Raw genomic sequence first — 25,244 nt, forward strand, 5'->3', positions numbered from 1 at the left:
GGCCGATGTCACGACTTCGACACCCACCCGGGGGACGCCGACCCCCGCACCCTCCGCCGACCGAGAGGTTCCCCGTGCGCCGTCCGGCCCTGATCCTCGGCACCGTCGCCCTCACCGTCGTCGCCGTCGTGCTGGTGGTCCTGGTCCTGCGCGATCCCCCGGCCCCGACCCCCACCGCGAGTGCCACCATGCAGCCCACACCGAGCGTCACCCCCGTCGTCCCCACCGAGCTGAGCACGGTGCTGACCACCGACTTCGACGACCCGGAGCAGGACGCGGCGGGTTGGGAACCCCTGGGTGAGGGCGTCGAGGCGCTCCGCTCCGAGGAGGTGCCGCACACCGGGACCGGGTCGTTGCTGGTGACCGGCCGGTCGGCGCCGTGGAACGGGGCACAGGTGGATGTCACCGGGCTGGTCTCCCCCGGCATCCAGCACACCGTCGCCGCCTGGGTCCGGCTGGGCCAGGGCGGTGGTGACGATCCCGGTGCCGTGCGCTCCGGCACCGTGCGCATGACCCTGCAACGCACGGGGGACGCCGAGCAGTTCTGGCACGTTGCGGACGCACGGGCCACCGCCGACGGCTGGACCGAGCTGACCGGCACCGTCACCCTGCCCGCCGACACCACCGACGGTCAGTGGCGGCTGTACCTGGAGAGCGCCGATACCCTCGCCGACCTGCGACTGGACGAGGTCCGGGTGTCCCGGCCGACACCGCCGGTCCAGACGGAGATCGCCTCGCTGGCCGGATCCACCGACGTGCCGATCGGCACCGCGGTCGCCGAGCAGGACCTGTCCGGCCGCCCGGCGGAGCTGCTGCTGCGGCACTTCGATCAGCTCACCGCCGAGAACGCGATGAAGCCGTCGGTGGTGCAGCCCACCGAGGGGCAGTTCGACTTCGGTCCGATGGACACGATCCTGGACTTCGCGGTCGCGCACGGCCTGGCGGTGCACGGCCACACCCTGGTCTGGCACCGGTCGACGCCGGACTGGTTCTTCACCGACCCGGACGGCCGCCCTCTGACCGCGGACCCGGCCGACCAACAGCTGCTCCGGGACCGCATGCGCGCCCATATGCAGGCCATTGCCGAGCACCTGACCGAGCGCTACGGCGCAGCGAACCCGGTGAACTCCTGGGACGTGGTCAACGAGGCACTGGACCCCGGGGAGGGCGACGGTCTGCGTCATTCCCGCTGGTACGACGTCCTCGGCCCGACCTACATCGGCACTGCCTTCGACACCGCCCGTGCGGTCTTCGGTCCCGATGTCACGCTCGTCCTCAACGACTACGACACCGACGCCCCGGACCGCCGCCGCGCCCTGTCGTCCCTGCTGAGCACGCTGATCGCCGACGGGGTGCCGATCGACGCGGTGGGCCACCAGATGCACCTGCGGGTCGGGTCGTCGGTCGCTCAGGTGGACGCCACGCTGGATGCGGTGGCGGACCTCGGTCTGCGGCAGGCGATCACCGAACTCGACGTGGCCCTCACCGCGCCCGACCAGCAGCTCGACACGGTCACCGCCGACCAGCTCACCGCACAGGGCACCCTGGTGCGGCAGCTGGTGGAGACCTTCCTCGCCCACGACCCGGAGTTCATCAGCGTCTGGGGCCTTTACGACACCCGGACCTGGCTGCGCAGCTGGCCCCGCGACCGACCGCTGGAGGCACCCCTGCTCTTCGACGACGACCTGCAGGCCAAACCCGCCTACCACGGCTTCCTCGCCGCCCTCACCTCCTGATCCCGGCCCCGCAGCTGCGAACCCGGGCCAGCAGGGTTCGCCGGACCGGACGGCGGGGTCGCGGACCGGCGGACCCGAGTCGGGCGGGGTCGCGGACCGGCGGACCCGAGTCGGTCGGGTTCGGGGCCCGGGGGCGGTCAGCGGCGCGTCGACGCCGTCACGGTGAACTTCGGGTTCCGGGCGACCTGGCGGGTCGGTCCGACCAGCGCGTCCAGGCTCGGGCGGTACCGCAGGTGGGAGTTCCACACGCACCAGAGTTCCCCACCGGGCCGCAGCACCCGGGCGGCGGCGGCGAACAGCTCGCGCGCCAGGGAGTCCTCCACTGCCGCCCCGATGTGGAAGGGCGGGTTCAGCAGCACCAGGTCGACGCTGCCGGCGGCGATGCCGTCGGTCCCCCGCGCCCGCTGCACCCGCACCCGGTCGGTCAGGTCGTTGGCGGCGACGGTGGCGCGGGCGGAGGCGACGGCGGCGGCCGACTCGTCGGTGGCGATCACCCCGATGTCCGGTCGGCGCAGCGCGAGCGTCCCGGCGAGCACCCCGGTGCCGCAGCCCAGGTCGACAGCCTGCCGGGCATCCGGCACCGCCGCCGCCAGGTGCTCGACCAGGAAGCGGGTGCCGATGTCGATCCGCGCCCCGGCGAAGGCCGCCCCGTGCGCGCAGACGGTCAGCCCCAGGTCGTCGTGCCGCACGGAGACCGGCCACCGGACCGGCGCCGAGGCGGGGCCGCTGGCGTGCAGCACCCGGGACTTCTGCCGACCCCGGCTGGCGTGCACCGCCGAGAAATGACGGCCCAGCACCTCGTTCATCGCCGGTGACATGTGCTTGTCCCGACCCCCGGCGACCAGGACCACCTGCGGGTCGGCATGGGCGGCGATCAGGCCGGCGACCTCGTCCAGCGCGTCCAGTGACCGGGGCAGTGCGAGCACCACCACCCGGGCACCCGCGACCAGCTCGGGCACCAGATCGCATGACCGGTACGCGGCGGTCATCCCGGCCCGTTCGGCGTTGGCCGCGAGCGCCAGTTCACCGGTCAGCCGGTCGGAGTGGCTGCGCAGCCCGGTCAGGCCGAAGCGCGCTGCCGCACCCAGGGTGAGTGCCCCGTACCGGTCACCGATCACCACCACCGTCCCCGGCGCGGCATCCGCCAGCGCCGGTGCCGCCTCGTCCAGGATCAACCGGTCGGCGGCGTCGACGGCGACCAGATCCGGCGACGGGATCTCCGGCTCGCATCGCAGGGCGGCGAACAGGTCGTCGGTCATCCGTCCAGTATCGCAGCGGCCGGGTGATCACCTGTCGTGATCACCCGGCCCCGCTGGCGTCGAACCCGCGTCGGCCTCATCGGGCTGCGCCGGGCCGTGTCGGGCTGCGCCGGGCCGTGTCGGGCTGCGCCGGGCTGTGTCGGGCTGTGTCGGGCTGTGTCAGTCCAGGATCGCCTTGGTGACCGCCACCTGCTCGGTCAGCACCCCGCCGATGGTCTGCTGGGTCTCGTTGATCCGCTCGACCACGCCGCCGATCTTGGCCAGCGAGGAGATCACTCCGTCCACCTGCTGCTGGATGGTGCGCACCTTCTCCCCGACCTGCGTGGTGGCGGCGGCGGTCTCGTTGGCGAGCTCCTTCACCTCGTGTGCCACCACGGCGAAGCCGCGGCCTGCCTCCCCGGCCCGCGCCGCCTCGATGGTGGCATTCAGGGCGAGCAGGTTGGTCTGGGCGGCGATCTGCTGGATCACGGTCACCACCTCGCTGATCTCGGCACTCGACGCACCGAGTCCGGCGACCTCACGGTTGGCGTCGTCGGCCAGGCGCTGCCCGTCACCGGCGACGGTGGTGGCGGCCAGCACATTGCGCTCCACCTCCTGGATCGAGGTGACCAGCTCCTGGCCCGCGGTGTGCAGTCGCGCCGCGGCGGCGTGCCGCTCCAGCGCCTGTCCGACCAGGAAGGCGGTGTTCCGCAGCGCCTCGCGGCGGCTGTCGGACAGGTCCAGCGTCCGGGTGGCGAAGAAGTCCATAGTGCCGACGACCCGTCCGTTGACCTGGATCGGCAGGCACACGCCCGACTTCACCCCCGCGCGCTGGGCGGCCGGTGCGCGCACGCAGTCGGTCAGCTCGCCCAGATCGGCGACGAACACCAGGTCCCGTGCCCGCCAGGCACGTCCGGCCAGTCCGACCCCTTCGGCGAAGGAGGCGGTCCGGGTCACCTGACGGAACTCCGCCCCGGCGTCGCCCAGCTCCTGCAGGAAGGTGAGGGCACGCTGGTGCTCGTCCAGCTCCCACACCGAGGAGTACGCCCAGCCGAAGCCCTCCTTGATCGCGACCTGGGCGCGGCTGATCGCGTCCTGTGCGGTGTCGGCGCTGGTCACCTCGTGGATGACCCGGTTCACCGCCGCGATGTCCTGTGCCGCGTCGGCCTGGCGCTCGGCGGTGGCGATCCGCTCGATCGCCTGGGAGACCAGGACGCCGATCGCGCGCAGGGTCTCCAACCGTTGCGCGGACGGGGCGAGGGTCTCGGTGCTGAAGAAGTCCATCGTGCCGGTGACCTGGCCGTCCTCGGTCAGCGGGAAGCAGATCCCGGACCGCACCCCGGCGCGCTGGGCGGCGGGCGAGCGCACGCAGTCGGTCAGCTCACCCAGATCGGCGACGAACACCAGCTCCCGCGCCCGCCAGGCGCGGCCGGAGAGTCCGACGCCCTCGGTGAACGATGCCGAGCGGGTGACCTGTCGGAACTCCTGCCCGGCGTCACCGGACTCCTGGGCGAAGTGCAGCGCGTTGTCCTCGGCGATCCGCCAGTAGGACCCGTACGCCCAGCCGAACCGCTCCCGCACCACATCGAGGGCCACGCGCACGGCGTCCTGGGAGGTGTGCGCCTGGGCCAGCGCGAGCACCACGGCGGTCACGGCGTCGACATTCGCCCGGGATTCGGACAGTTCCAGGGCGGCGAGCGACGACGCGACTCGGGATCGGGACAGCATTGTGGGGACTCCTCGGTTCTCGGCACACACCCCCGTCATCGGACCTGATCGGCCCGCGCTCAGTGGGGATGAGGCAACCGCCCGGGGTTCACCCGCAGGTCAGGCACCTGGGGTCCACGATGCATCGCCGCTGGTCATGCGGCCACCCGAAGACGAACGGGGCCCGGGTGAATCCCCGGACCCCGTTCGTTCACGACCGACCTGGATCAGGCCTCGTGACGGCTCGCGCGACGCCGCAGCAGCGCACCTAGCCCGACCAGCAGCAGGGCGACCAGCCCAGCGCCGCCGACGCTGGCACCAGTGATCGCCAGCTTCGTGGTGGTCGACGGCGGAGCGTCGTGCGGCGGGTTCCGCGTCGTCGGCGGGTCCGCCCGCGGCGGGTCGTCCTGCCCCCGGTCGGACGCCGTGTACACCGCGGTGCCGGTGCCGGTCACCGTGCTGCCCGCTTCGGTGCCGGTCGCGGTCACGGTGAGCGTGTGCGATCCGGCCACGGCGGTCTGCGTCGCGGTGACGGTGAGCGACTCGCCCGGTGCCAGGTTGCCGGTGAAGCCGGCGGGCAGCTGCCACGCGACCTCGTCCGACAGGGTGATCCCGGTCAGGGTGGTCGCCCCGGTTTTGGTGATCACCGCCGAGACCTCCAGTTCGTCACCGGTGGTCACCGCGGCACCCGTGCCGGTCGGGTACTCCTGGTCACCGATCAGCACACGAACGCCGATCGCCGACGCCGCGGGGACCTGCACCTCGGCCTGCGCGGCCGCGGTCAGGGTCGCCCCGGAGCGAGTGATCGCGGTGACGGTGACCTGCGAGCCGACCAGGTGCGCGTCCAGATCCGCCTGGGTCAGGACACTGGTCGCGGTCGCCGTGGCGCTCGCCCCCGGTGCCAGGGTGCCGTCGCAGTCCAGCGTCCAGCCCGCGCCGAGGCTCACCCCGGTCAGAGTGGCCGGACCGGTGTTGGTCACGGTGGCTGTCCAGGTCACGGTGCCGCCGACCACTGCCTCACCGGCCAGCACGCCGACCTCCGAGACAGTGACCGCGGAGGCGGTGACCAGCTCGGCGGAGACATCGGCACTGGCGGTGACGGTCTCGGCAGCGATGTCCGTCCCGGTGGCGGTGCCGGTCACGGCGAGGGTCCCCGCCGCCACCTGCTCCTCGGTCAGCACGCTGCTGACCACCACGGTCACCGACTCACCCGGAGCCAGCTCACCCGGGGTCCCGGGCCAGGTCCAGGTGAGCTCGGCACCGGCCAGCGCGGTGTCCACCCCGAGGTCGGTCAGGGTGTTCTCCCCGGTGTTGGTGATCGTGTAGGTGATGGTCACCGGGTCACCGGCGATCGGGTCGGCCGGCAGCGGCGTCAGCTCGGCGGTCACCGACATCCCGGACTCCAGGAGGTCGTAGCCGAAGTCGACGCCGGTCAGTGCCTGCGATTCGGCCACGGTCACCGCGGCGGAGTCGCTGCCCGCCGGGGAGACGGTCACCGCCGCGCGCCCGGCGTTCACCGTCGACCGGTCGACGGTGACGGTGTAGTCGCCGGCCACCAGCCCGCCGAACCGATAGGTCCCGTCGGCGTCCGTGGTGGTGGTCGCCCCGGTGGACAGCGTGACGGTGACGCCCGCGATCCCCGGCTCGTCGGCGGTCAGCTCGCCGTCTCCGTCGAGGTCGGCACGCACCTGCCCGGTGATGGACGAGGCGCTGATCGGTTCGGCGGTGTAGGTCGCCGCGTCGGTGGCGGTGATCGTCGCACCGTCCGGGCCGCCAACGGCGGTGACCGTCACGGTGCCGGTGTGCTCGCCCAGCGCGGCGGTGGTCGTCCCGGTGACGACCGCCGACTCCCCCGGCGCCAGCGTCCGGTCCGCCAGGGTGATGCCGGTCAGACCATCGGCGTCGACCAGGGTGATCCCGGTGAGCGTGGTGTCACCGGTGTTGGTCACGGTCGCCGACCAGGTCAGCGCGTCCTTGTCCGTGACGATCAGACCCGGTGCTGCCTGGTGCTCGCCGTTCACCGTGAGGTCGACGGTCACGGTGGACTCCGGAGCGAAGGTCACCGCACCCGAGCCGGTCGACGTGGCCTGCTCCGCGGTGGCGGTGATCGCCCCGCTCGCCGACCCCGCGTCCACCTGCGCCTGGGTCAGGGTCGAGGTCCCGGTCACGGTGACCGACTCCCCCGGCGCCAGGCTGGTCGGCACACCGGTCCAGGTGACGGTGCCGTCGGTGCCGTCGCTGCCGGTCAGGCCGGTGAGCGTGACGGCGCCGGTGTTGGTCAGCGTGGCCGACCAGGTGTTCCCGGCCCCGGCCTTCGCGGCGCCGTCCAGGACACCGGTCACCGTGCTGGTCATGGCAGCGGCGGCGTCGAAGCTGACCGCCACCTCCTCCGTGGCCGTCAGCCCGGTGCCCGCGTAATCGGCGGTGGCGGTGCCGGTAGTCGACACCCGCCCGGCGTCCACATCGGCCTGGGACAGCGTGTAGTCGACGGTGTAGGTCGCCGACTCGCCGGCCGCCAGGGTCCCGGCGGTGCCGGGCCAGGCCCAGCTGCCGTTGCTCTGTGCCGCGTCCAGCCCGTGTCCGACCGCCACCTCCGAGACCGGGGTGTTGCCGGTGTTGGTCACGGTGAAGGTCAGCGTGACGGTGTCCCCGGCCTTCGCGGACTCCGGTGCGGTGCCGGTGGCGTCGAGCGTGATCGCCGCGTCGGCCTCGTGGTAGCCGAAGTCCTGTTCGGCGACCGTGCTGTCCTGCGGCACGCTGACCGTCGCACCGCTGCCCAGGGTGTCGCCCATACCGGCGGTCTGCAGCACCGGGTTCGGGAAGGTCGAGCCGTCGGCGGTGAGGGTGTAGTCGCCGCTGCTCAGCTGCGTGAGGGTGTACCCGTCCTGCGCGTCGGTCCGGGTGCTGTGCTCGACGCCGTCGGCACCGACCAGGGTGATCAGCACACCGCCGATGCCGTTCTCACCGGAGCCGCGGATGCCGTCACCGTCCGCGTCGTTCCACAGCGTGCCGGTCACGGTGGAACTGACCACCTGCACCGGGTAGCTCGGGCTGGACACGCTGACGCTGCTGCCGACCCACGCCTCGGCGCTGTTGGCGAGCACGTCGCCGCCGTGCTGACCGGTGGCGTTCAGCACCAGACGCACGGTGCCGGCCGCACCGCTCGCCGGGGTGGCGACCCGCACCGCGGTCACAGTGGACATGTCCGTGTCGGCGGTCAGCGGCGCCCAGGTGGCTCCGGCCCCCTGGGTGCCGATGCTCGCGGGGTCGGTGCTGGTGACCTCGATCGCGCTGTCGGCCAGATCGCCGAGCAGCTCGACGCTGGCCAGGCTCAGGGTCGCGGAGGTGCTGGTGCCCCGGCTGTCACCCTCGTACGGCAGCACGTCCAGCAGGTAACCCGCCTGGTTCGCGGTGGACGCGCCGTAGTTGTACCAGTTGGCGTTCCATTGCACCGTGGTGTCGGCGGTCTCGATCACGGTCGGGGTGGCCGTCCCGTCGACCGCCAGCGCCTGCAGCTGCGTGATCCGGGTCGATCCGCTCGCCTTGGCCGTGCCGTCCCCGAGGGGGTCGACCGAGTAGGTGAGCACGGAGTTGGCGTATGCCCGATCGGCGGGGGGCGCCCAGGGCGGTGGTGCCGAGGAGGTTGAAGGCGTACATCGTGGTGGTCGTGCTCGACACCGTGATCGGGTCGTGCTCGAACACCAGGACGGGTCCGCTCACGTCGTCGCTGGTGGCGGGCAGACCGTCCGGGCCGTAGTCGGCGTCGGTCATCGACACCAGCGTCCAGCCCTGGTCCAGTGCGTCCTGGTAGTCGACCGTGGTCAGCACCGCCGGCAAGGTCACGGTGAGACTGACGTCCTCGACCACCAACGGATCGGTGGTGGCGGGCGTGAAGCGACCCAGACCGAAGCCCTGCCGCACCAGGTACGTGATGTCGCTACCGCTCATCACCACGTCGGTCGGCGCCACCAGGCTCGACACGACCAGAGGGGTGACAGCGAGGCTCGCCTCCCGGGTCAGGGTGTCCTGGCCGTCGGCCGTCCAGACCGCGGTGGTGGCGAAGGTGGTCGATCCGAGGGCATCGGTGTGCACTTGGACCGGGACGTTCAGCAGCAACTGGGTGGCGCTGGATGCCGTCCCGCCCACTGCCCACGGGTCGGTCAGGACCACCCGGACACCCTGCACCGCGTCGGCACCACCGGCGGCCGCGACGGAGTCGACCCACGTGTTCGCGGCCGGATCGGTGGTGGTGTTCCCGGCGGTGTACTGCACGGTGTACCGGTCGGGATCCACGGCCTGTCGGGCGGCGGTGAACACCGCGATGTCCGAGGCGTCGCCGACCAGGGTGCCGATCGAGCCGTCCCAGAACTGGTAGCCGACCAGGTTCGTCGCGCCGACCGATCCGGCATCCCGCCAGTACGCGGGCACGTACTGGGTGCTCAGCAGGGTGGTCGCGTCGTTGCCGATCGGCGAACCGGAGCTCATGGTGGTCCAGTCGACGTACGGCAGCCACCCCACCGGCAGTGTGTCCACCGGGTCGGCGGTGCCGGAGTACCCGCCGATGGTCTCGGACGCCGAGGCGTTGTACAGCTGGTCCGGGTCGGTCTTCTCCTCGTAGTACACCGGGATGGCCCTGCTCGCCGAGTAGGCGGGCAGCAGCGTGCTGCCGTCGGCGGCGGTCACCGCGTCGTAGCTGGTGGTGTACGTGACGTTCGTGGCGTCCGCCTCGGACTGCGGGAGCTTGGCCGCCTGGTAGTACAACGAGACGGTCGGCTCAACCGTGCTGGTCGGCATCTGCAACAGACTGAGCGTGATGGTGTTGCCGTCCACGCTGTCCACCCGCAGGTATGCGGCCGAGGTGCCGTTCACCGTGACGGCGTCCGCCACCGGACCGTCGTAGCTGAGCGTGATCGTGATCGGCAGCGTGAGGGTCGACGGGTCACCGGAACCCGCCTGCTCCACGACCGCGCGCACCTGGACACCCAGGGAGACGCTGCTGGCCTTCTCGGTGCCGGACCCGAAGTCGTAGCGGGTCGGGGTGGTGAGGCTCGGGGTGGTGGCGGCGACCAACACCTTCAGCTTGCTGGCCACGGTCAGCGCGGCGGCGGTGGCGGTCTTCGTGCCGGTGCCGTCGGTGCCGATCAGCTCCGGGGTGTACACGCTCCCGTTGGGCACCGTGTTGGCCGGTGTGGCCTTCAGCCCGGGGATCGTGACCATGGTGCTGTTCGGCACGGACATGGTCGAGGTCAGGGTGCGCCCGCCGTCGGTGACCTGGTAGCTCGACGAGTACACGGCGGAGGTCGAGTTCAGGTTGGTCGGCGAGCTGGTGACCAGGTCCAGCCCTCGGGCAGCGTCTGGCTGATCGTGCCGTCGACCAGGTTGCTGGCGGTGATCGACCAGGCGAAGGTGGCGGCGACGTTGGTGCCGATGATGCCGTTGCCGTCGACGGTGTCGTCGACACCGGGCGCCGTGCCGTCACCGGTCACGCTGATGCCCAGCGCGTCGATGGTGCCGGTGACGGCGCGGGCGGAGGAGGCGGGCATGGTCACCAGTCCGACAGCCGTCAGGATGACGACGATCAGGCCGGCGACCGCACGGACAGCACGGGCGCTGCCAGGCGAGGCTGAGATGGACAATGAGGCTCCCAAGAGGACAGGTGCCGCCAGACGATCTGGGCACACTGCCTGTCAGGTTCAGCCTGCTGAGTAGGCCCCCTACGCACAGCGGTGGAGCGAAGCGGGAAGATCAGCGTCGATCTGAGTGCGCATGCCCGACGTTCTGGGTGGGACACCCCTACGGCTCATGGCCGGAGCTGCACGCTCCACCTACCGGCGGTGTCCAGCCCCACCAGCACCGGCCCCGCCAGCTCGAGGGTCTGTTCCACCCCGCCGTCCGCACCGAAGCTCATCGACCGCCGATCGCCCGTCAGCGCCACGGCGCGGGCCGTCAGTTCGGCGTCGGCCAGCACCCAGAGCTGCGCCCCGGTGTCGGTCAACCGGACCACGGCGGGGCCGGTGCCTTGCTGGACACCGGCCGACGGCGGGACGTCCTCGGCCGCCAGCACCCGCAGCGACCACTCACCCTCGGCCTCGACCAGCAGCCCGGGATCGTCACCGCGGCTGAGGTCCACCAGGTACTGCCCGGTCAGCGGTGCGGCACCGTCGACCCAGCGGCTGCCGGTGGCGACGCTGCTCACCGCGACCGGACCCGAGCAGGCCGAGCAGTCGAGTGCGGCGACGACGGCCGGGTCGCCGCTCGGGGCCGTGAGGTCGACCACCGCCGGTCCGGTGGCGGTGACCTGCGCCGGGGCGCCGGCCAGCACCGCCCCCAGCTGGAGTTCCTGATCCGGCAGCTGGACCGTGGACGCCGTCGGCATCAGCGGTGACTCGGTGCTCGGCACCGGCTCCGGGTCGGCCGGCGATGAACACCCGGCGACGACGAACACGCAGAGGACGAGGAGGGCGGGACGCACCCGACCATTCTCACCGACCGCGGGCCACCCACCCCCGGGACAGCGGTCCCGGGGTCAGTCCGGCAGGTGGCCGTGCACCAGCCGACCGCGGGACACCACGGCGACGATGTTCTCGGTGCGCAGGTCCGCGATGTCCTCCCACGGCCGTCCGCGCAGGATCACGAAGTCGCTGCCCAACCCGGCACGCAGCCGCCCGGTCACCCCACCCAGACCGATCGCGTCCGCGGCGTCCGAGGTGGCCGACACCAGAGTGCGCTCGGCCGACCAGCGGAACATCGCCGCCATCGTGCGCACCTCCTCCATCTGGTCGCCGAACTGGACGAACTGCCCGGAGGCGTCGGTGCCGAGCACGAACCGCACCCCGGCCTCGGCGGCGGTGGTGAACCCGGCGTCCCGGATCGCGACGACCTCCTGCGCCTTGGCCTGGGCCTCCGCGGAGACCGGGCGCCGCGCCTCGGCGATGATGTCGTTGATCAGCAGGGTGGGGGCCACCGGCAGGTTCCGCTCGACCAGGGTGGCCAGGTGCCGCTCCTCGATCGCGGTGCCGTGCTCGATCGAGTCGACGCCCTCGGCCAGGGCGATGTCCAGGCCCTCGGCGGAGTGGGTGTGCGCGGCGACCAGCAGGTTCATCGCGTGCGCCTCGTCGACGGTGGTGGCGATCTCGGCGCGGGTCTGGTTGCGCCAGCCGACCTTGTCGCCCATCGAGAGCACCCCGCCGGAGGTGTAGATCTTCACGCCGCTGGCCCCGGCCCGCGCCCAGGTGCGGACCAGCTTGCGGCACTCGTCCGGGCTGTCGGCGGTCGGCGGGCGGTACGGGTAGTGCGGCGGCACGAACAGGTCACCGTGGCCGGCGGTCATCCCGACCTGGCCGTGGGACAGCAGGCGCGGACCGGTGAGGATCCCGGCGTCGAAGGCACGGCCGACCGCGAGCTGGATCGAGTCCGCCGCCAGGTCCCGCAGCGTGGTCACGCCGCCCCGGGCGCACCGCAGCGCATTGGCCGCCAGGTGCAGCGAGCGCTCCTCGGCCGGGGTGATCAGCGGCCAGGTCGACGCGTCCTTGGCGGGTTCACCGGCCGGGTACCCGAGGTGCACGTGGGTGTCGATCAGCCCCGGGATCACCGCCAGGTCGGTGTGCCGTCCGGCCGCTTCCTCCACCGCGAGGATCCGGTCCTCGGACCAGGTGAGGCGGCTCGGGCCGTGCAGGCGCTCGCCGTCCCAGAGCGGGAGCCCGTCCAGGTGCTGCTCGATCGTCATGCTGAAAGTCTCTCCTAGAGCTGGGGATGAACGGTGGCCAGGACGGTGCCGTCGTCGCCGACGACCGGGATCTCCCGCCACCGGTCGAACGCACCGCACGGGTGGCTGATCCCGAACCGCAGCGCGGTGCCGGGGGCGAGCCGGACGCCCGCGGGCAGGCGCAGGAACGCGTGGTGGTCGTTCACCCCGGTCACCGTCCAGTCCTCGTGGCCGAGCACCACCGGCAGCCGGTCGTCGGTGGGCACCTCGCGCCGGCCGAAGTCGACGATCGCCAGGGTGTCCTCCGGCTGGGACAGCACCCGGGCGTGCAACTCCAGCGCCGCCCGGAAGGTGTCCCGCAGCGGCGAGGTGCGCTGGTAGACGCCGTGATCATGGGTGAGGTAGCAGCCGGAGCGCAGCACCAGGGTCCCCGGCAGATCGCCGAGGACCGCCAGCACCTCGTCGAAGTAGGAGGAGCCACCGGCGGTGACCAGCGGGGCGTCGACCTGCTCGGCCAGCGCCCGGACCCGGTGCAGCAGCGCCGCGCGGGGCGCGGGGTCGTGAGTCAGCCCCTCGAAGGCGGCGATCCCGGCGAAGGCCACCGCCGGGGTGCCGCGCAATCGGTCGATCAGCGCGCGGGCGGCGTCGTCGTCCCGGAACCCGGTGCGACCACCCGGGGCGCCGAGCTCCACCAGCAGCCGCAGCGGACGGTCCGGGGTGTGCCGGGCGAGCCGGTCCAGCACCAGGTCGAGCCCGGCGTCCGAGTCGACGTAGGTGAGCAGGTCCGGCGCACCGTCGACCAGCAGGTGTCCGGCCACCCAGTCGATCGCCTCGGGGTCGACCAGCAGGTTCGCGTGCAGGATCCGCGGCACGCCCCAGTCGGCCAGCGCGCGGATCTGCCGGGGGGTGGCGGCGGTCATGCCCCAGGCACCCGCGGCCAGCTGCCGACGGACCAGTTCCGGGGACATGTGGGTCTTGGCGTGCGGGGCCAGTGCGGCACCGGCGGCGCGGCAGTACTCGGCCATCGTCGCCAGGTTGTGCGCGAGGGCGGACTCGGAGAGCACCATCCGGCTCATGCCCGCAGCACCCGGCCCGCCCGCTCACCGGTGAACTCGCCGTCCACCACCACCGGGGTCCCGGCCAGCACCGTCCACCGCACGCCGGTCGGTCGCCGCCACGGCTGCTGCACGGTGCCGTCGTGGCCCACGGTCTGCGGGTCGATCACCGCGATGTCCGCGATGGCGCCGGGGGCCAGGTAGCCGCGGCCGGGCAGCCCGATCGCCCGGGCCGGCAGGCTGGTCATCTTGCGCACCGCCTCCGGCCAGCTCAGCACCCCCAGCTCGCGGACGTAGCGGCCCAGCACGGTCGGGAAGCAACCCCAGCCGCGTTGGTGGGCGTTGCCGACCGGCACCGAGTTGTCCGAGCCGATGGCGATCAGCGGGTCGGCCAGGATCGCGCGCACGTCTTCCTCGGCCATCAGGCGGTAGACCATCATCGCGCCGGGGTCGGCCACGATCAGGTCGCACAGGGTGTGCCAGGGATCGCCGCCCAGCTCGGCCAGCGACCGACCGAGCTTCGTGGTGTCCCGGTGCATGGAGACGAACACGCCGTCCGGGCTGGTCTGCGACCAGGAGCCGGAGCCGGGCCCACCGGCGGCGCCCCGCTGGAACAGGTCATGTCGACCCTCCGGCGTGGACAGCCGCCGCACCAGTGCCTCGCGGCCACCGATCTGCGCGGCGGCGGGCAGCAGGGCGGTCAGGAAGCTCTCCCCGGTGGTGTACGGGTAGGCGTCACCGAGCACCTCGATCCCCCGGCCGCGCGCCTCGTGCAGGGTGGCGAGCAGCTCCGCCGACCGGCCGTGGTTCGCCGATCCGGCCGCCTTGCAGTGCGAGACCTGCACCCGGACCCCGGTGCGCCGCGCCACCTCCAACGTCTCGGCCAGGGAGGCGGTCAGACCGTCCCCCTCGTCGCGCATGTGGGTGGCGTAGGGCCGACCCCAGCGCGCGGCGACCGCCGCCAACGCAGCGACCTCCTCGGTGTCGGCGTACACCCCCGGGGCGTAGATCAACCCGGTGGACAGGCCGAACGCCCCCTCCGCGAAGGCCCGGTCGGCCAGCGCGACCATCCGGTCCAGTGCGCCGGGTCGCAGACCCTCGTCCATGCCGTTGGCGCTGATCCGCAGGGTGTGGTGCCCGACCAGCGACGCGACATGCGTGGTGGGTCCGTGCTGCTCGACCGCGTCCAGGTACTCGGCGAAGGACCTGGGCCAGGAGTCCACACCGGCGGCGACCGTGGAGCTGATCGGCCGGTGCAGCTCGACCGCCGTGTCGTCGACCAGCGGTGCCGCCGAGTTGCCGCAGTTGCCGACCACCTCGGTGGTCACTCCCTGCAGCACCTTGAACGGCTGCGGGTCGGCCATGAACGGCACCACGTCGGAGTGGGTGTGCGGGTCGATGAACCCCGGCGTGACCAGCAGGCCGTCGGCCTCGATCACCCGGGTGCCGGTCGGGGTATCCAGGTCGGTGCCGATCGCGGCGACCCGGTCACCGATCACCAGGACATCGGCACGCACCCCGTCGGTCCCGGTGCCGTCCAGCACCGTCCCACCCCGGACCAGCAGGCTCACGACAGCTGGCCCATCCGATCCAGCACCAGGGTGTCCGCGATCGAGACCACCGCGTAGGCCAGCATGGTGACCGCCGCGATGGTGATCGCCGCCGCCCACATCTGGTCGTAGCCGAAGGACCCGGCAGCGCGGGAGATCGCCCCGCCCAGACCCTCACCGGTGGACAGCCACTCGGCGATCATCGCGCCGGTGACGGCGGTCGGCACCGACACCCGGGCGGAGGCCAGGGTTGCCGGGATCGCCGCCGGGAGCGCCACCTTGCGCAGCACCGTCCAGGACGATCCGCCGTAGGCCAGCACCAGGTCGCGGTGCTCGCCGGTCACCGAGCGCAGTCCGAACAGGATGTTCGCCAGCGCGGGCAGGAAGACCACCAGCAGCACGATCACCGTGACCCCGGTGACGTCCCGGCCGAAGATCAGCGTGATCAGCGGGGTCATCACCACCAGCGGGATGGATCGCAGCACCATCGCGGTCGGCATCACGATCCGCTCCGCCACCGGGGAGATGCAGAAGACCACCGCGAGCAGGAAGGCACCGGCCAGTCCGACCAGGTAGCCGATCCCGGCGTCACGCAGCGTGACGGCCAGGTTGTCGGCGATCACCGTGCGGTTGTCGGCCGCGCCGTCCGTGGTGAACAGCCACTCGAACACCTGCCACGGCTGGCGGGCGATCAGCGGGTTGACGTCGAAGGCGAACAGCACCAGCGACCAGATGGCGACGGCGATCACGACCGCGATCAGCAGGGTGCCGATCCGGCGGAGCAGGAAGGTGGTCATCCGCGGCGCTCCTTCGCCCAGGGGGTGGCCAGTCGGCCGAGCAACCCGACCAGCCCGTACCCGGCCAGCGAGATCAGCCCGGTGAGGATGCTCAGCGCCCACACCCGGTCCGGCATGATCTGGCGCTGCGCGGCATTGAGCGCCACGCCGATCCCGGAGTCGATCCCGCCCAGGTACTCCCCGACGATCGCGCCGAGCAGCGCGCCGGGCACCGCCACCTGCAACGCGGTGGCCAGGGCGGGCAGCGCGGAGATGAGCTGCACCTTGCGGATCTGGGTCCACCGACCACCGCCGTAGGCGGCGACCAGGTCCAGCGAGCTGCGGGAGGCCGACTTCATACCCAGCAGCGCACCGACCAGCGTGGTGAAGAAGACCAGCAGCGCACCCAGGAAGATCGCCGAGGCCCGGCCGCCGAACATCGCCATGATGATCGGGCCGATCGCGGTCAGCGGCAGGCAGGAGCTGATCACCCCGACCTGGGTGACCACGCCCTCCAGCTTCGGGACGACCAGCACGAGGGAGGCGACCGCCAGGGCGATCAGGTTGCCCCACAGGTAGCCCTGACCGGCCCGGCTCAGCGTCGGTGCCAGGTTCGCGGAGTAGAACGACCAGCCGTCCCGGCCGACCGAGCGCAGCACGGCGTCCGGGGTCGGGAAGCTGGTGGAGTTGGTCAGCCCGGCGGTCATCGCCCACCACAGGGCGATCAGCAGCAGGATGCCGACGGTGCCGCCGACCCAGGGGCGGGCCAGCGCGGAACGGAATGCCGACACTCAGTGCTCCCCGAACAACAGTCCGGACAGGTGGTCGACCACCTCGTGGAACTCGGGTGTGCGCATCAGTTCCGGGGTGCGCGGCCGCTCGAACGGGATCTCCACGATCTCGACGATCCGGCCCGGCCGGGCGGACATCACCGCGACGTAGTCGGACAGCAGCGCCGCCTCGGAGATGCCGTGCGTGACCATCAGGGTGGTGGCCGAGCGCTCGGTCCAGATCCGCTGCAGCTCGAAGTTCAGCCGCTGCCGGGTCATGTCGTCCAGCGCGCCGAAGGGCTCGTCCAGCAGCAGGAAGTCCGGGTGCACCGCCAGCGCCCGGGCGATGGACGCGCGCTGGCGCATGCCGCCGGACAGGTGTGCCGGACGGGCGTTCTCAAAGCCGGTCAGGCCGACCAGCTCGATCAGCTCGTCCACGGTGCCGTCGTCCTGGCGACCCTGGATCTCCAGCGGCAACTGGATGTTCTTGCGCACCGACCGCCAGGGCAGCAGCGCCGGGTCCTGGAAGGCGATGCCCATCCCGGGGGCGCGCTTGCCGGTGGCGACCTCGGTGCCGTTGACCGCGACGGTCCCGGCCGTGGCGGTCTCCAACCCGGCCAGGATGCGCAGCACCGTCGACTTGCCGCAGCCGGAGGGGCCGAGCAAGGACAGGAACGACCCGCGCGGGGTGCTCAGGCTGACGTCGGCCAATGCCTGCACCTGGCGGCGGCCGGTCGTGAACACCTTGTCCAGGCCGGTGATCTGGATGCCGGGCGGAACGGGCGCACCCGCCCCCGCGTCCACCGAGGGGGGCGGGGACGGGGAGGCGGGTGCGGTCTGGGGGGATTCGGTCACTTCAGAAGATCCGGGTTCTCCGCGATGACCTCGTCCAGCAGGCTGAGGTCGAACAGTTCGTCGGCGGTGATGTCGATGCCGGCGAAGGCCAGCGAGTCGATGGTGCCCTGCTGCAGATCGTCCGAGATCGTCAGCAGGCCGTTGGCCTGGGTGTCGTCGGTGGCGATCAGCTCGGCCTGCCGGTCGAAGGCCAGGGTCATCGCGTCGCGGTCGTACTCCTGGTCCTTGCCGTACTTGTCGACGGTCAGGGAGACGGCGCGCTCCGGGTCGTCCAGCGCGCCCTGCCAGCCCTGCACGGTGGCGAGCAGGAACGCCTTGAGCTCGTCCGGCCGCTCGTCGATGGTCTGCTGCGAGGCGACCAGCACCTCGCCCACGATCGGCAGCCCCTCGTCGGCGAGCAGGAACTCGACGGCGTCGAAGCCCGCCTGCACCAGGGTGGTGGCGCCGGAGGTGGTGTAGCCGATGTAGCCGTCGACCTGGCCGGTGGTCAGCATCGAGGTGTCGGACAGCGGCACCGTGGTCACGTCCGCGGCGTCGATGTCGTTCGCGGCCAGGAACGCGTTCCAGACCAGAGTGTTCGAGTCGGAGACGGCGATGGTCTTGCCCGCCAGGTCGTCCGGGCCCTCGATCGGGTCGGAGGCGGCGGAGACCAGCGCGAACGGGTTGCGCTGGTAGGTGGCACCGATGATCTTGACCTCGGCACCCGCCTGGATCGCGGGGGCGGTGATCAGCGGGGAGGACAGGCCGACCAGCGCCTGGCCACCGGCGACCGCGGCCTCGGCGGAGGTGGCCGAGGAGCCACCGGCGGTGAGCGTGACGTCCTCGAACCCGGCGTCGGTGTAGAGCCCGTCCTCGACGGCGACGTACTCACCGGCGAACTGGGTGTTCTTCAGCCAGGACAGCTGCACGCTCACGGCCGGGAAGCCGCCGTCGGAGCCGGAGGTACCGGCGGAGCTGGTGCCGTCGGCACCGTCGGAGCTGGAGCAGGCGGTCAGCAGCAGGAGTCCAGCGGCTGTTGCGGCGACCGCGGAGAGCAGCCCCTTGACACGGGCACGGGAGGTGCGGGTCACGTCTACCTCGGATCAGGTTCGGGCGGCCCTCGGACGGGCCACGAGTACGACGGGGTTCATGCAACCCTCCAGCCCCGGCGCGCCGCCATGTGGGATCGTCCGAAGTCCGACCGCCCCGATGGTGCGATCCGTTGTGCATCCCACCGAGGGCGGTCACATGCCGGACATCTGATCACCCCGCGCTGGCCGATCCTCCAGCCGCAGGAGGCACCCGCGGCCTGGTCGTTGGGTGATCGTCCGATGTTGCGTCCGAGACCGCTGTGATGGACTTTTCGGCACCCCCGATTCCCCTGTCGAGAGGACGCGCGTCCCTGTGTGGCCCACCGCTGAACTCCATGTGCACATCGAGGGCACCCTGGAGGCGCCCCTGATCCGTGCCCTGGCCCAGCGCCACGGCCTGCCCGTCCCTGCCGGGATCGACGACCGAGCTCCCTACCCTGATCTGCAGGCGTTCCTGGACGTCTACTACGCGAACCTCACGGTGCTGCGCACCGAGCAGGACTTCGCCGAGTTGACCACCGCCTACCTGGAGCGGGCTGCGGCCGCCGGGGTGCGGCACGCGGAGATCTTCGTCGACCCGCAATCGCACACCGACCGCGGCGTCCCGATCGCCGCGGTGCTGGACGGCGTGCTCGGCGCCCTGGAGGCCGGACGTGAGCGGTTCGGCATCAGCTCGGGTCTGATCGTCTGCTTCCTGCGCCACCTCGGTCCGCAGGCGGCCGCCGACACCCTGGAGGCCGTGCTGCCCTGGCGGGACCGCCTGCTCGGGGTCGGCCTGGACTCCTCCGAGGTGGGCTTCCCGCCGTCGCTGTTCCGCGCCGTGTTCGCCCGGGCCGCCGAGCTGGGGCTGCGCCGGGTCGCGCATGCGGGCGAGGAGGCCGGGCCGGACTACGTGTGGGAGGCCCTGGACGTGCTGGGTGCGGAGCGGATCGACCACGGCAACCGTGCCCTGGAGGACGCCGAGCTGGTCGCGGTGCTCCGCGAGCGCCGGATCCCGCTCACCGTCTGCCCGCTGTCCAACCTGGCACTGCGCACCGCCGGACCCGACCTGGCCGACCACCCGCTGGCCGTGATGCTCGACGAGGGCCTGCTCGCCTCGGTGCACTCCGACGACCCCGCGTACTTCGGCGGCTACCTGGACGACAACGTCCGGGCGCTGACCACCGCGGGCGCCCTGCCCGAGTCCCTGCTCGGACCGCTGGCGGTCAACGCCGTGCGTTCCGCCTTCGTCGACGAGGAGCGGCGCGCCGAGCTGCTCGCCGCGATCAGCGCGCACGCCGCCCGGATCGGCGCACCCGACCCGGTGGGGGTGGCCGCCTGATGCGCGCCGCCGAACTGACCGTCGGTCGCCGGTTCGTCGTCGCGCTCGACCCCGGCGACGAGGTGCTGGAGGCCCTGGCGAAGCTCTGCGCGGAGCAGGACATCCGCCAGGCCACCATCCCGGTGTTCTCCGGTGCGTTCCGCAGCGCCCGGTTCATCGCCGCGCACACCCCGGTGGACGATCAGGAGCCGCCGCTGCCCCAGGAGGTCACCGTGACCTACACCGAGGGCATCGGCTCCGGCACCATCCTGTGGGACCAGGACACCGCCCGCGCCGTCCCGCACCTGCACGTCGCCCTCGGGGTGAAGAACACCGGCGCCACCGGCTACGCCGGGCACCTGCTCGGCGGCGAGGTGCACTACACCGCGGAGGTCGTGGTCGAGGAGGTGCTCTCCCCCGCCCTGCTCCGGGTGCCGGACGCCCGCGCCCACGGGATCGCAACCCTGCACTTCGGCTGAGCCACCCCCGCGCCCCGCGTGCCCGCCCCGGGAGCGGCGGTTCCCCCGCGCCCGCCCGCACTCCCACGCCGAGATCGGCAGCTTGCCCCCCGCACCCCCACACTCCCGCGTCGAGGTCGGCGCCCTCGGGGGCCCGGCGCGCTCCGCGCCGAGGTCGGCAGTTCGCGCCGCATCCGGCCCGGCGAACTGCCGAACTCAGGGCGCTACTGCCGACCTCGGGCGCGCGTGCCGACCCCGGGGGCGCGTGCCGACCTCGGGGGCGCGTGCCGACCCCGGGGGGCGCGTGCCGGCCCCCGGGACCACCCGCCGCACCCGGGGGGAGGGCTGAGCCGGGCGCGCGAAGGCCCCCGCACCCGGTCGGTGTGCGGGGGCCGTCCTCGCGGCGGATCAGCGCACGGTCAGCGCGTTCGCCTTCGCCTGGGCACCGAGCCACGCCAGGCTGGGCTTCGGGTGACGCTCGAACGTCTCCCGGTCCCAGCCGATCAGGCCGAAGGTCGGCCGGAAGCCGCTGGCCCACTCGTAGTTGTCGAGCAGGCTCCAGTGCAGGTACCCCTCGACGGTGATCCCGTCGGAGATCGCCTCGTGCAGGTGGGCCAGTGCCGCCTCGGTGTAGTCGATCCGGCGCGGGTCGTCGCTGGTCGCGATGCCGTTCTCGGTGACGAACACCGGCACGCCCCCGGTCAGCTCCCAGGCGGAGCGCACGCCCTCGGCCATCGCCGCCGGGTAGTACTCCCAGCCGGTGAGGGTGGTCTCCACCCCGTCCGGCACCTGGCGCGGTCCGTCCGGTCCGATGATGGTGCGGGTGTACGCCTGGACGCCGACCCAGTCGTCGCCCTTCGACATCTCCAGGTACCAGTCGTCGCGCGGGTAGCCGTACTCGTGCTTGACGTCCTCGCAGCCGGGTTCGGCCTGGAACGCCTGCGTGGCGATGGTCCACCCGGCGCGGATGCCGCCCACGCCGGACAGGATCTCCTGCGCCCGGTGGTGGCAGTCGAGCAGGGTGTCGGCGACCGCCAGGTCGGGGGCGGGCAGGCCATACGCGACCAGGTTGGCCGGGTCCTCGCCGCCGGCGATCATCGCGGCGATGTTCGGCTCGTTGATCGTGGTGACCCACTCGACGTCGTTGCCGAGCACCGGCAGGGCGGTCTCCACGTACCGGGCGAAGCGGTCGGTGGCGTCCGACGCCCGCCACATCCCCTCCTGCGCGAACCAGCGCGGCACGGTGAAGTGCATCAGGGTGACCATCGGGGTGATGCCCAGTTCGAGTGCGGTGTCCACCATGCGCCGGTAGTGGTCGATCTCCGCCCGGGAGACGAAGCCCTTCTCCGGCTCGATCCGTGCCCACTCGATGCTGAACCGGTAGGTGTCCAGGCCGGAGTCCTTGAGCAGCCGCATGTCCTCGGCGTACCGGTGGTAGCTGTCGGCGGCGTCGCCGGAGGGCTCGACGATGCTGGTGCCCTCGGCGTGCTCACGCGGCCACCAGTCGGAGTTGATGTTGTTGCCCTCGACCTGGTGGCCGGCGGTGGCGGCGCCCCAGTGGAAGCCGTCGGGGAACTGCAGGGTGTGTGCCACGGGATGTGTCCTTACTCGGTGTGGGAGGCCCAGAAGTCGGCCAGCAGGTCCGCTGTCGCTGCCGGGGCCTCGAGATTCGGTGAGTGCGCCGCGCCCGGCAGCACCGCGTAGCGGCCGCCGAGTTGCTCGGCGGTGCGGCGCTGCCATGACTGCGGCCACGCGATGTCGTCGTGCTCGCCGTGCGCCACCAGCACCGGCAGGCCGGTGGCGGCCAGTGCGGGGGTGACGTCCGTGGTGTCGGCCAGGATGTCGATGGCGGCGATGAGCTGGGCGGTGCTGGTGGCCAGGGACCGCTGACGGTGGAACTCCGCCTCCGGGTCCAGCTCGACCGGTTCGCCCTGGGCCAGGGACCAGGCGAGCTCGGGGTTGTCCAGACTCCACAGGTCGGCCGCACCACCCGCCGCCAGGAGCCGTGCGCGGAGGTCGGCCTTGCGACCGGGCCAGCCGTGCGGGCCGGAGCAGAGCAGGGTGAGCGACCGGAACCGCGCCGGGTCGGCCACCGCGGCGGCCGAGGCCACCGTGCCGCCGAAGGAGTGCCCGAGCAGGTGCACCGGGCCGCCGATCAGGTCGACCACCTGGTGCAGGTCGCCCGCCAGCAGGTCCAGGCCGTAGTCGGCCACCCGGGGCAGCGACACCGAGTCGCCCTGCCCGCGCTGGCTGATCGCCCAGGCGTCGAACCCGCGCTCGGCCAGCAGCGGCAGCAGCACCCGGTGGTCCTCCTTGGACCCGGTGAACCCGGGGACCAGGAGCGCCGTGCCACGGCTCCGGCCGGAGGGCACCGCGTGCAGGGCCGTCAGCTCGCCCACGCCGATCCGCAGGGTGGTCGCGCCCGCACCGCCGAAGCCGGTCATGAGGCCTCGAACCGTCGGCTCGGCTGCGGCACGGCGGCCAGCAGCTCGGTGGTGTACGCGTCCTCGGGGAAGCGCATCACCTGGGCGGTCTCGCCGCGTTCGACCACCCGGCCGTGGTGCAGCACCATGATCTGGTCCGCGATCACCCGGGCCGACAGCAGGTCGTGGGTGATGTAGAGCAGCGACACCCCGGTCTCCCGGCGCAGCTCCTGCAACAGGGCCAGCACCCCGGCCCGCAGCGACACGTCCAGCATGGACACCGGCTCGTCGGCGATCAGCACCTGGGGATCCGACGCCAGCGCCCGGGCGATCACCACCCGCTGCCGCTGACCACCGGACAGCTGATGCGGGAGCTTCGCGGCGAACTGCTCCACCGGGGTCAGGCCCACGGTCTCCAGCAGTTCGAGCACCCGCGCCCGGGCCGCCTCGCCCCGCAGGCCGGTGAAGTTCTCCACCGGTCGGGTCAGGGTGTACTCGACGGTGTTCAGCGGGTTCAGCGCCGAGTACGGGTCCTGGAACACCATCTGCATGTCCGCGTGCAGGCCGCGCAGCTGGCGACGGCTCAGCTTCTCGACCCGCCGCTCGCCGAAGGTGACGCTCCCGCTGGTGGGCTTCTCCACCCCGGTCAGCATCTTCGCGATCGTCGACTTGCCCGACCCGGACTGCCCGACCAGTGCCAGCGCGCCACCGGGTTCCAGGGTGAAGGACACGTCGTCCACCGCCGTCACCGCCTGCTCGCCGCGCCGCGGCGCCGGGTAGACCTTGCTGACGTGGGAGACCACCACCGCGTCCTGCGCGACCCGGTCGGTGGGCGCCGTGACATCACGCGAGGTGATGCCGGGCAGCTCCACCACTTCGGCCCGCGGGTCGGCGTAGTGCGACAGCAGCATCCGCGTGTACTCGTGCTGTGGCCGCTGGAACACCTCACGAGCGGGGGCGTCCTCCACGATCCGGCCGTCGTGCATCACCGCCACCCGCTCGGCGGATTCCAGCACCACCCCCAGGTCGTGCGAGATCAGCACGGCGGTGAAGCCCTCGGCCTTCTGCAGCTCGCGGATGGTGTCCATCACGGCGTGCTGCACCAGCACGTCCAGGGCGGTGGTCGGCTCGTCGAAGACCATCAGCCGAGGTTCGAGGGACAGCGCCAGCGCGATCGACACCCGCTGCCGCATGCCGCCGGACAGTTCGCCGGGATACCGGTCGAGCACCGTGGCAGGCAGCTGCACCTTGTCCAGCAGTTCGATCGCCCGGGCCCGCCGCTTCGGCTTCGGCACGTGCTGGTGCGCGGCGAAGATGTCGCCGAAGTGGTGCCCGATCGACCGCACCGGGTTCAGGGCGTTCATCCCGGACTGCAGCACCATCGCGAAGCCGCCGCGACGCTGCTCACGCAGTTGCTCGGCGTCCATCTGGGCGATGTCGGTGCCGTCGAACAGGATCCGCCCGGAGGCGATCCGCGCCGGGGCCTTCGCCAGCCGGGTGACGGCGAAGCCCAGGGTGGATTTGCCCGAGCCGGACTCGCCGACCAGGCCGATGAACTCGCCCTCCGCCAGGCTCAGGCTGACCCGGTCCACCGCGGTGGTCGGTTCGGCGCCGCGGGGTTCGTAGACGACCGTCAGGTCCTCGATCTGCAACAGGCTCATCGGCCGGTCCCCTCTCGCAGGCGCGGGTTGGACAGGCCGTCCACGCCGAAGTTCACCAGGGTCATGGAGGTGGCGAGCAGGGCGATGCACAGGCCGGGGGCGAACAGCAGCACCCACTGCCCGGTCAGGATCGCCATCGAGTTCTGCGCCCAGAAGATCATCGATCCCCAGCTCACCGTGGCCATGTCGCCCAAGCCCAGGAACGACAGCCCGGACTCGGCGAGGATGGCGGAGGTCGCGGCGCCGAAGAACGATCCGGCGATCATCGACGTCATGTTCGGCAGGATCTCCCGGAACACCACCCGGGCCGGTCGCTCGCCGGAGAACACCGCCGCGGTCACGAAGTCGCGGCTGCGCAGCGACTGGGTCTGCGAGCGCAGCACCCGGGCACCCCAGGCCCAGCCGGTGATGACCACCACCAGGATGATCATCGGCAGCCCACCGTTCTGCAGGTAGGCGGCGATGATGATCATCAGCGGCAGCCCCGGCATCACCAGGAACAGGTTGACCAGGAAGTTCACGACGTCGTTGCCCCAGCCGCGCAGGTAGCCCCACGACAGGCCGATCACGACCGCGACCACGGTGGACAGCCCGCCGGCGATGAAGCCGACCAGCAGGGAGATCCGCGAGCCGTAGATCACCTGGGACAGCACGTCCTCGCCGTTGCCGGTGGTGCCGAGCCAGTGCGCCGACGACCCCGCCTCGTTGCGGGCGAAGGAGTCGTCGTGCGGACCGTAGGGGGCGAGCACCGGGGCGAAGATCGCCATCAGGACGAACAGGCCGAGCAGGATCAGACCGACCCGTGCCTTGGGGTTGGCCCACACGGTGGCGACGCCCCGGCTGAGCACCTGGAACGCCCGGCCGACCCGGGTCCGGCTCGGTCGACGCGGCGGCTTGGGGACCACCGTGCGATCGGGCATGGTTGTGGATTCAGTCATGA

The 25,244-nt window shown here is 72.2% G+C and carries 20 protein-coding genes; 3 read left to right on the top strand and 17 right to left on the bottom strand.

The genetic code is table 11. The annotated features are described in order from the left end of the window. Positions 1–74 precede the first annotated feature (74 nt). The gene (locus tag HGK68_RS11260) at positions 75–1,736 is read left to right on the top strand and encodes an endo-1,4-beta-xylanase (RefSeq protein ID WP_169166042.1); all 1,662 of its coding nucleotides are present in this window, start codon (positions 75–77) and stop codon (positions 1,734–1,736) included. 137 nt (positions 1,737–1,873) lie between these two features. On the opposite strand, the gene HGK68_RS11265 is transcribed toward HGK68_RS11260, so the two are convergent. From HGK68_RS11265 to HGK68_RS11320, 13 genes are all read right to left on the bottom strand, one after another. Continuing rightward, on the bottom strand, positions 1,874–2,995 hold the full coding sequence (locus HGK68_RS11265; RefSeq protein ID WP_169166043.1) for a class I SAM-dependent methyltransferase: 1,122 nt from the start codon (positions 2,993–2,995) through the stop codon (positions 1,874–1,876). A gap of 159 nt (positions 2,996–3,154) precedes the next feature. Next, entirely contained in the window at positions 3,155–4,702 is a 1,548-nt protein-coding gene (locus HGK68_RS16270) for a GAF domain-containing protein (RefSeq protein ID WP_169166044.1), read from the bottom strand. Between the two features lie 206 nt (positions 4,703–4,908). After that, positions 4,909–7,884 (bottom strand): beta strand repeat-containing protein, encoded by a 2,976-nt coding sequence (locus HGK68_RS11275; protein ID WP_246260743.1) that lies wholly within the window; start codon positions 7,882–7,884, stop codon positions 4,909–4,911. A 160-nt stretch (positions 7,885–8,044) separates the two neighbouring features. Further along, positions 8,045–9,973 carry a hypothetical protein gene (locus HGK68_RS16150; RefSeq protein WP_246260304.1) on the bottom strand — a complete coding sequence of 643 codons (1,929 nt, stop codon included), beginning with the start codon at positions 9,971–9,973 and terminating at the stop codon, positions 8,045–8,047. A 14-nt stretch (positions 9,974–9,987) separates the two neighbouring features. After that, positions 9,988–10,317 carry a hypothetical protein gene (locus HGK68_RS11280; RefSeq protein ID WP_169166046.1) on the bottom strand — a complete coding sequence of 110 codons (330 nt, stop codon included), beginning with the start codon at positions 10,315–10,317 and terminating at the stop codon, positions 9,988–9,990. Between the two features lie 164 nt (positions 10,318–10,481). Further along, positions 10,482–11,153, bottom strand: coding sequence for a hypothetical protein (locus HGK68_RS11285; protein WP_169166047.1), 672 nt, complete (start codon positions 11,151–11,153; stop codon positions 10,482–10,484). 54 nt (positions 11,154–11,207) lie between these two features. After that, a complete protein-coding gene (locus HGK68_RS11290) occupies positions 11,208–12,407 on the bottom strand; it encodes an amidohydrolase family protein (RefSeq protein WP_169166048.1) in 1,200 nt (399 codons plus the stop codon). Positions 12,408–12,421: 14 nt separating this feature from the next. Then, positions 12,422–13,462: an alanine racemase gene (locus tag HGK68_RS11295; RefSeq protein ID WP_169166049.1), complete on the bottom strand. Its 1,041-nt coding sequence runs from the start codon at positions 13,460–13,462 to the stop codon at positions 12,422–12,424. Further along, positions 13,459–15,012, bottom strand: coding sequence for an N-acyl-D-amino-acid deacylase family protein (locus HGK68_RS11300; RefSeq protein ID WP_169166050.1), 1,554 nt, complete (start codon positions 15,010–15,012; stop codon positions 13,459–13,461). The genes HGK68_RS11295 and HGK68_RS11300 overlap by 4 nt, the downstream gene beginning before the upstream one ends. Then, positions 15,009–15,788: an ABC transporter permease gene (locus tag HGK68_RS11305; RefSeq protein WP_169166051.1), complete on the bottom strand. Its 780-nt coding sequence runs from the start codon at positions 15,786–15,788 to the stop codon at positions 15,009–15,011. Before HGK68_RS11305 ends, HGK68_RS11300 begins: the two co-directional genes overlap by 4 nt. After that, positions 15,785–16,558: an ABC transporter permease gene (locus HGK68_RS11310; RefSeq protein WP_246260306.1), complete on the bottom strand. Its 774-nt coding sequence runs from the start codon at positions 16,556–16,558 to the stop codon at positions 15,785–15,787. The genes HGK68_RS11305 and HGK68_RS11310 overlap by 4 nt, the downstream gene beginning before the upstream one ends. Beyond that, entirely contained in the window at positions 16,559–17,341 is a 783-nt protein-coding gene (locus HGK68_RS11315) for an ABC transporter ATP-binding protein (RefSeq protein ID WP_169167089.1), read from the bottom strand. A 47-nt stretch (positions 17,342–17,388) separates the two neighbouring features. Next, positions 17,389–18,462, bottom strand: a complete 1,074-nt coding sequence (locus HGK68_RS11320) for an ABC transporter substrate-binding protein (protein ID WP_169166052.1) — start codon at positions 18,460–18,462, stop codon at positions 17,389–17,391. 313 nt (positions 18,463–18,775) lie between these two features. Between HGK68_RS11320 and add the strand changes: the two genes are divergently transcribed. Further along, on the top strand, positions 18,776–19,783 hold the full coding sequence (add, locus tag HGK68_RS11325; protein ID WP_169166053.1) for an adenosine deaminase: 1,008 nt from the start codon (positions 18,776–18,778) through the stop codon (positions 19,781–19,783). Beyond that, the gene (locus HGK68_RS11330; protein ID WP_169166054.1) at positions 19,783–20,241 is read left to right on the top strand and encodes a PPC domain-containing DNA-binding protein; all 459 of its coding nucleotides are present in this window, start codon (positions 19,783–19,785) and stop codon (positions 20,239–20,241) included. The genes add and HGK68_RS11330 overlap by 1 nt, the downstream gene beginning before the upstream one ends. A 387-nt stretch (positions 20,242–20,628) precedes the next feature. Here HGK68_RS11330 and HGK68_RS11335 read toward each other — a convergent pair whose 3' ends face one another. From HGK68_RS11335 to HGK68_RS11345, 4 genes are read right to left on the bottom strand one after another with little or no spacing between them, the layout of a single operon-like run. Next, positions 20,629–21,813 (bottom strand): glycoside hydrolase family 1 protein, encoded by a 1,185-nt coding sequence (locus HGK68_RS11335; protein ID WP_246260308.1) that lies wholly within the window; start codon positions 21,811–21,813, stop codon positions 20,629–20,631. Positions 21,814–21,824: 11 nt separating this feature from the next. Next, positions 21,825–22,664, bottom strand: coding sequence for an alpha/beta fold hydrolase (locus HGK68_RS16155; RefSeq protein ID WP_246260310.1), 840 nt, complete (start codon positions 22,662–22,664; stop codon positions 21,825–21,827). Next, positions 22,661–24,304 carry an ABC transporter ATP-binding protein gene (locus tag HGK68_RS11340; protein WP_169166055.1) on the bottom strand — a complete coding sequence of 548 codons (1,644 nt, stop codon included), beginning with the start codon at positions 24,302–24,304 and terminating at the stop codon, positions 22,661–22,663. The genes HGK68_RS16155 and HGK68_RS11340 overlap by 4 nt, the downstream gene beginning before the upstream one ends. Further along, positions 24,301–25,242 (bottom strand): ABC transporter permease, encoded by a 942-nt coding sequence (locus HGK68_RS11345; RefSeq protein ID WP_169166056.1) that lies wholly within the window; start codon positions 25,240–25,242, stop codon positions 24,301–24,303. The genes HGK68_RS11340 and HGK68_RS11345 overlap by 4 nt, the downstream gene beginning before the upstream one ends. Positions 25,243–25,244: the final 2 nt, after the last annotated feature.

It is taken from the genome of Cellulomonas taurus, assembly GCF_012931845.1.
GTDB classification, from domain to species: domain Bacteria; phylum Actinomycetota; class Actinomycetes; order Actinomycetales; family Cellulomonadaceae; genus Cellulomonas; species Cellulomonas taurus.

Excerpts from the sequence above, each read along its gene's own strand:
- HGK68_RS16270 (WP_169166044.1), bottom strand. The coding sequence starts at position 4,702 with ATGCTGTCCCGATCCCGAGTCGCGTCGTCGCTCGCCGCCCTGGAACTG.
- HGK68_RS11265 (WP_169166043.1), bottom strand. The coding sequence starts at position 2,995 with ATGACCGACGACCTGTTCGCCGCCCTGCGATGCGAGCCGGAGATCCCG.
- HGK68_RS11295 (WP_169166049.1), bottom strand. The coding sequence starts at position 13,462 with ATGAGCCGGATGGTGCTCTCCGAGTCCGCCCTCGCGCACAACCTGGCG.
- HGK68_RS11345 (WP_169166056.1), bottom strand. The coding sequence starts at position 25,242 with ATGACTGAATCCACAACCATGCCCGATCGCACGGTGGTCCCCAAGCCG.
- HGK68_RS11330 (WP_169166054.1), top strand. The coding sequence starts at position 19,783 with ATGCGCGCCGCCGAACTGACCGTCGGTCGCCGGTTCGTCGTCGCGCTC.
- HGK68_RS11290 (WP_169166048.1), bottom strand. The coding sequence starts at position 12,407 with ATGACGATCGAGCAGCACCTGGACGGGCTCCCGCTCTGGGACGGCGAG.
- HGK68_RS11275 (WP_246260743.1), bottom strand. The coding sequence starts at position 7,884 with ATGTCCACTGTGACCGCGGTGCGGGTCGCCACCCCGGCGAGCGGTGCG.
- HGK68_RS11305 (WP_169166051.1), bottom strand. The coding sequence starts at position 15,788 with ATGACCACCTTCCTGCTCCGCCGGATCGGCACCCTGCTGATCGCGGTC.
- HGK68_RS11340 (WP_169166055.1), bottom strand. The coding sequence starts at position 24,304 with ATGAGCCTGTTGCAGATCGAGGACCTGACGGTCGTCTACGAACCCCGC.
- HGK68_RS16155 (WP_246260310.1), bottom strand. The coding sequence starts at position 22,664 with ATGACCGGCTTCGGCGGTGCGGGCGCGACCACCCTGCGGATCGGCGTG.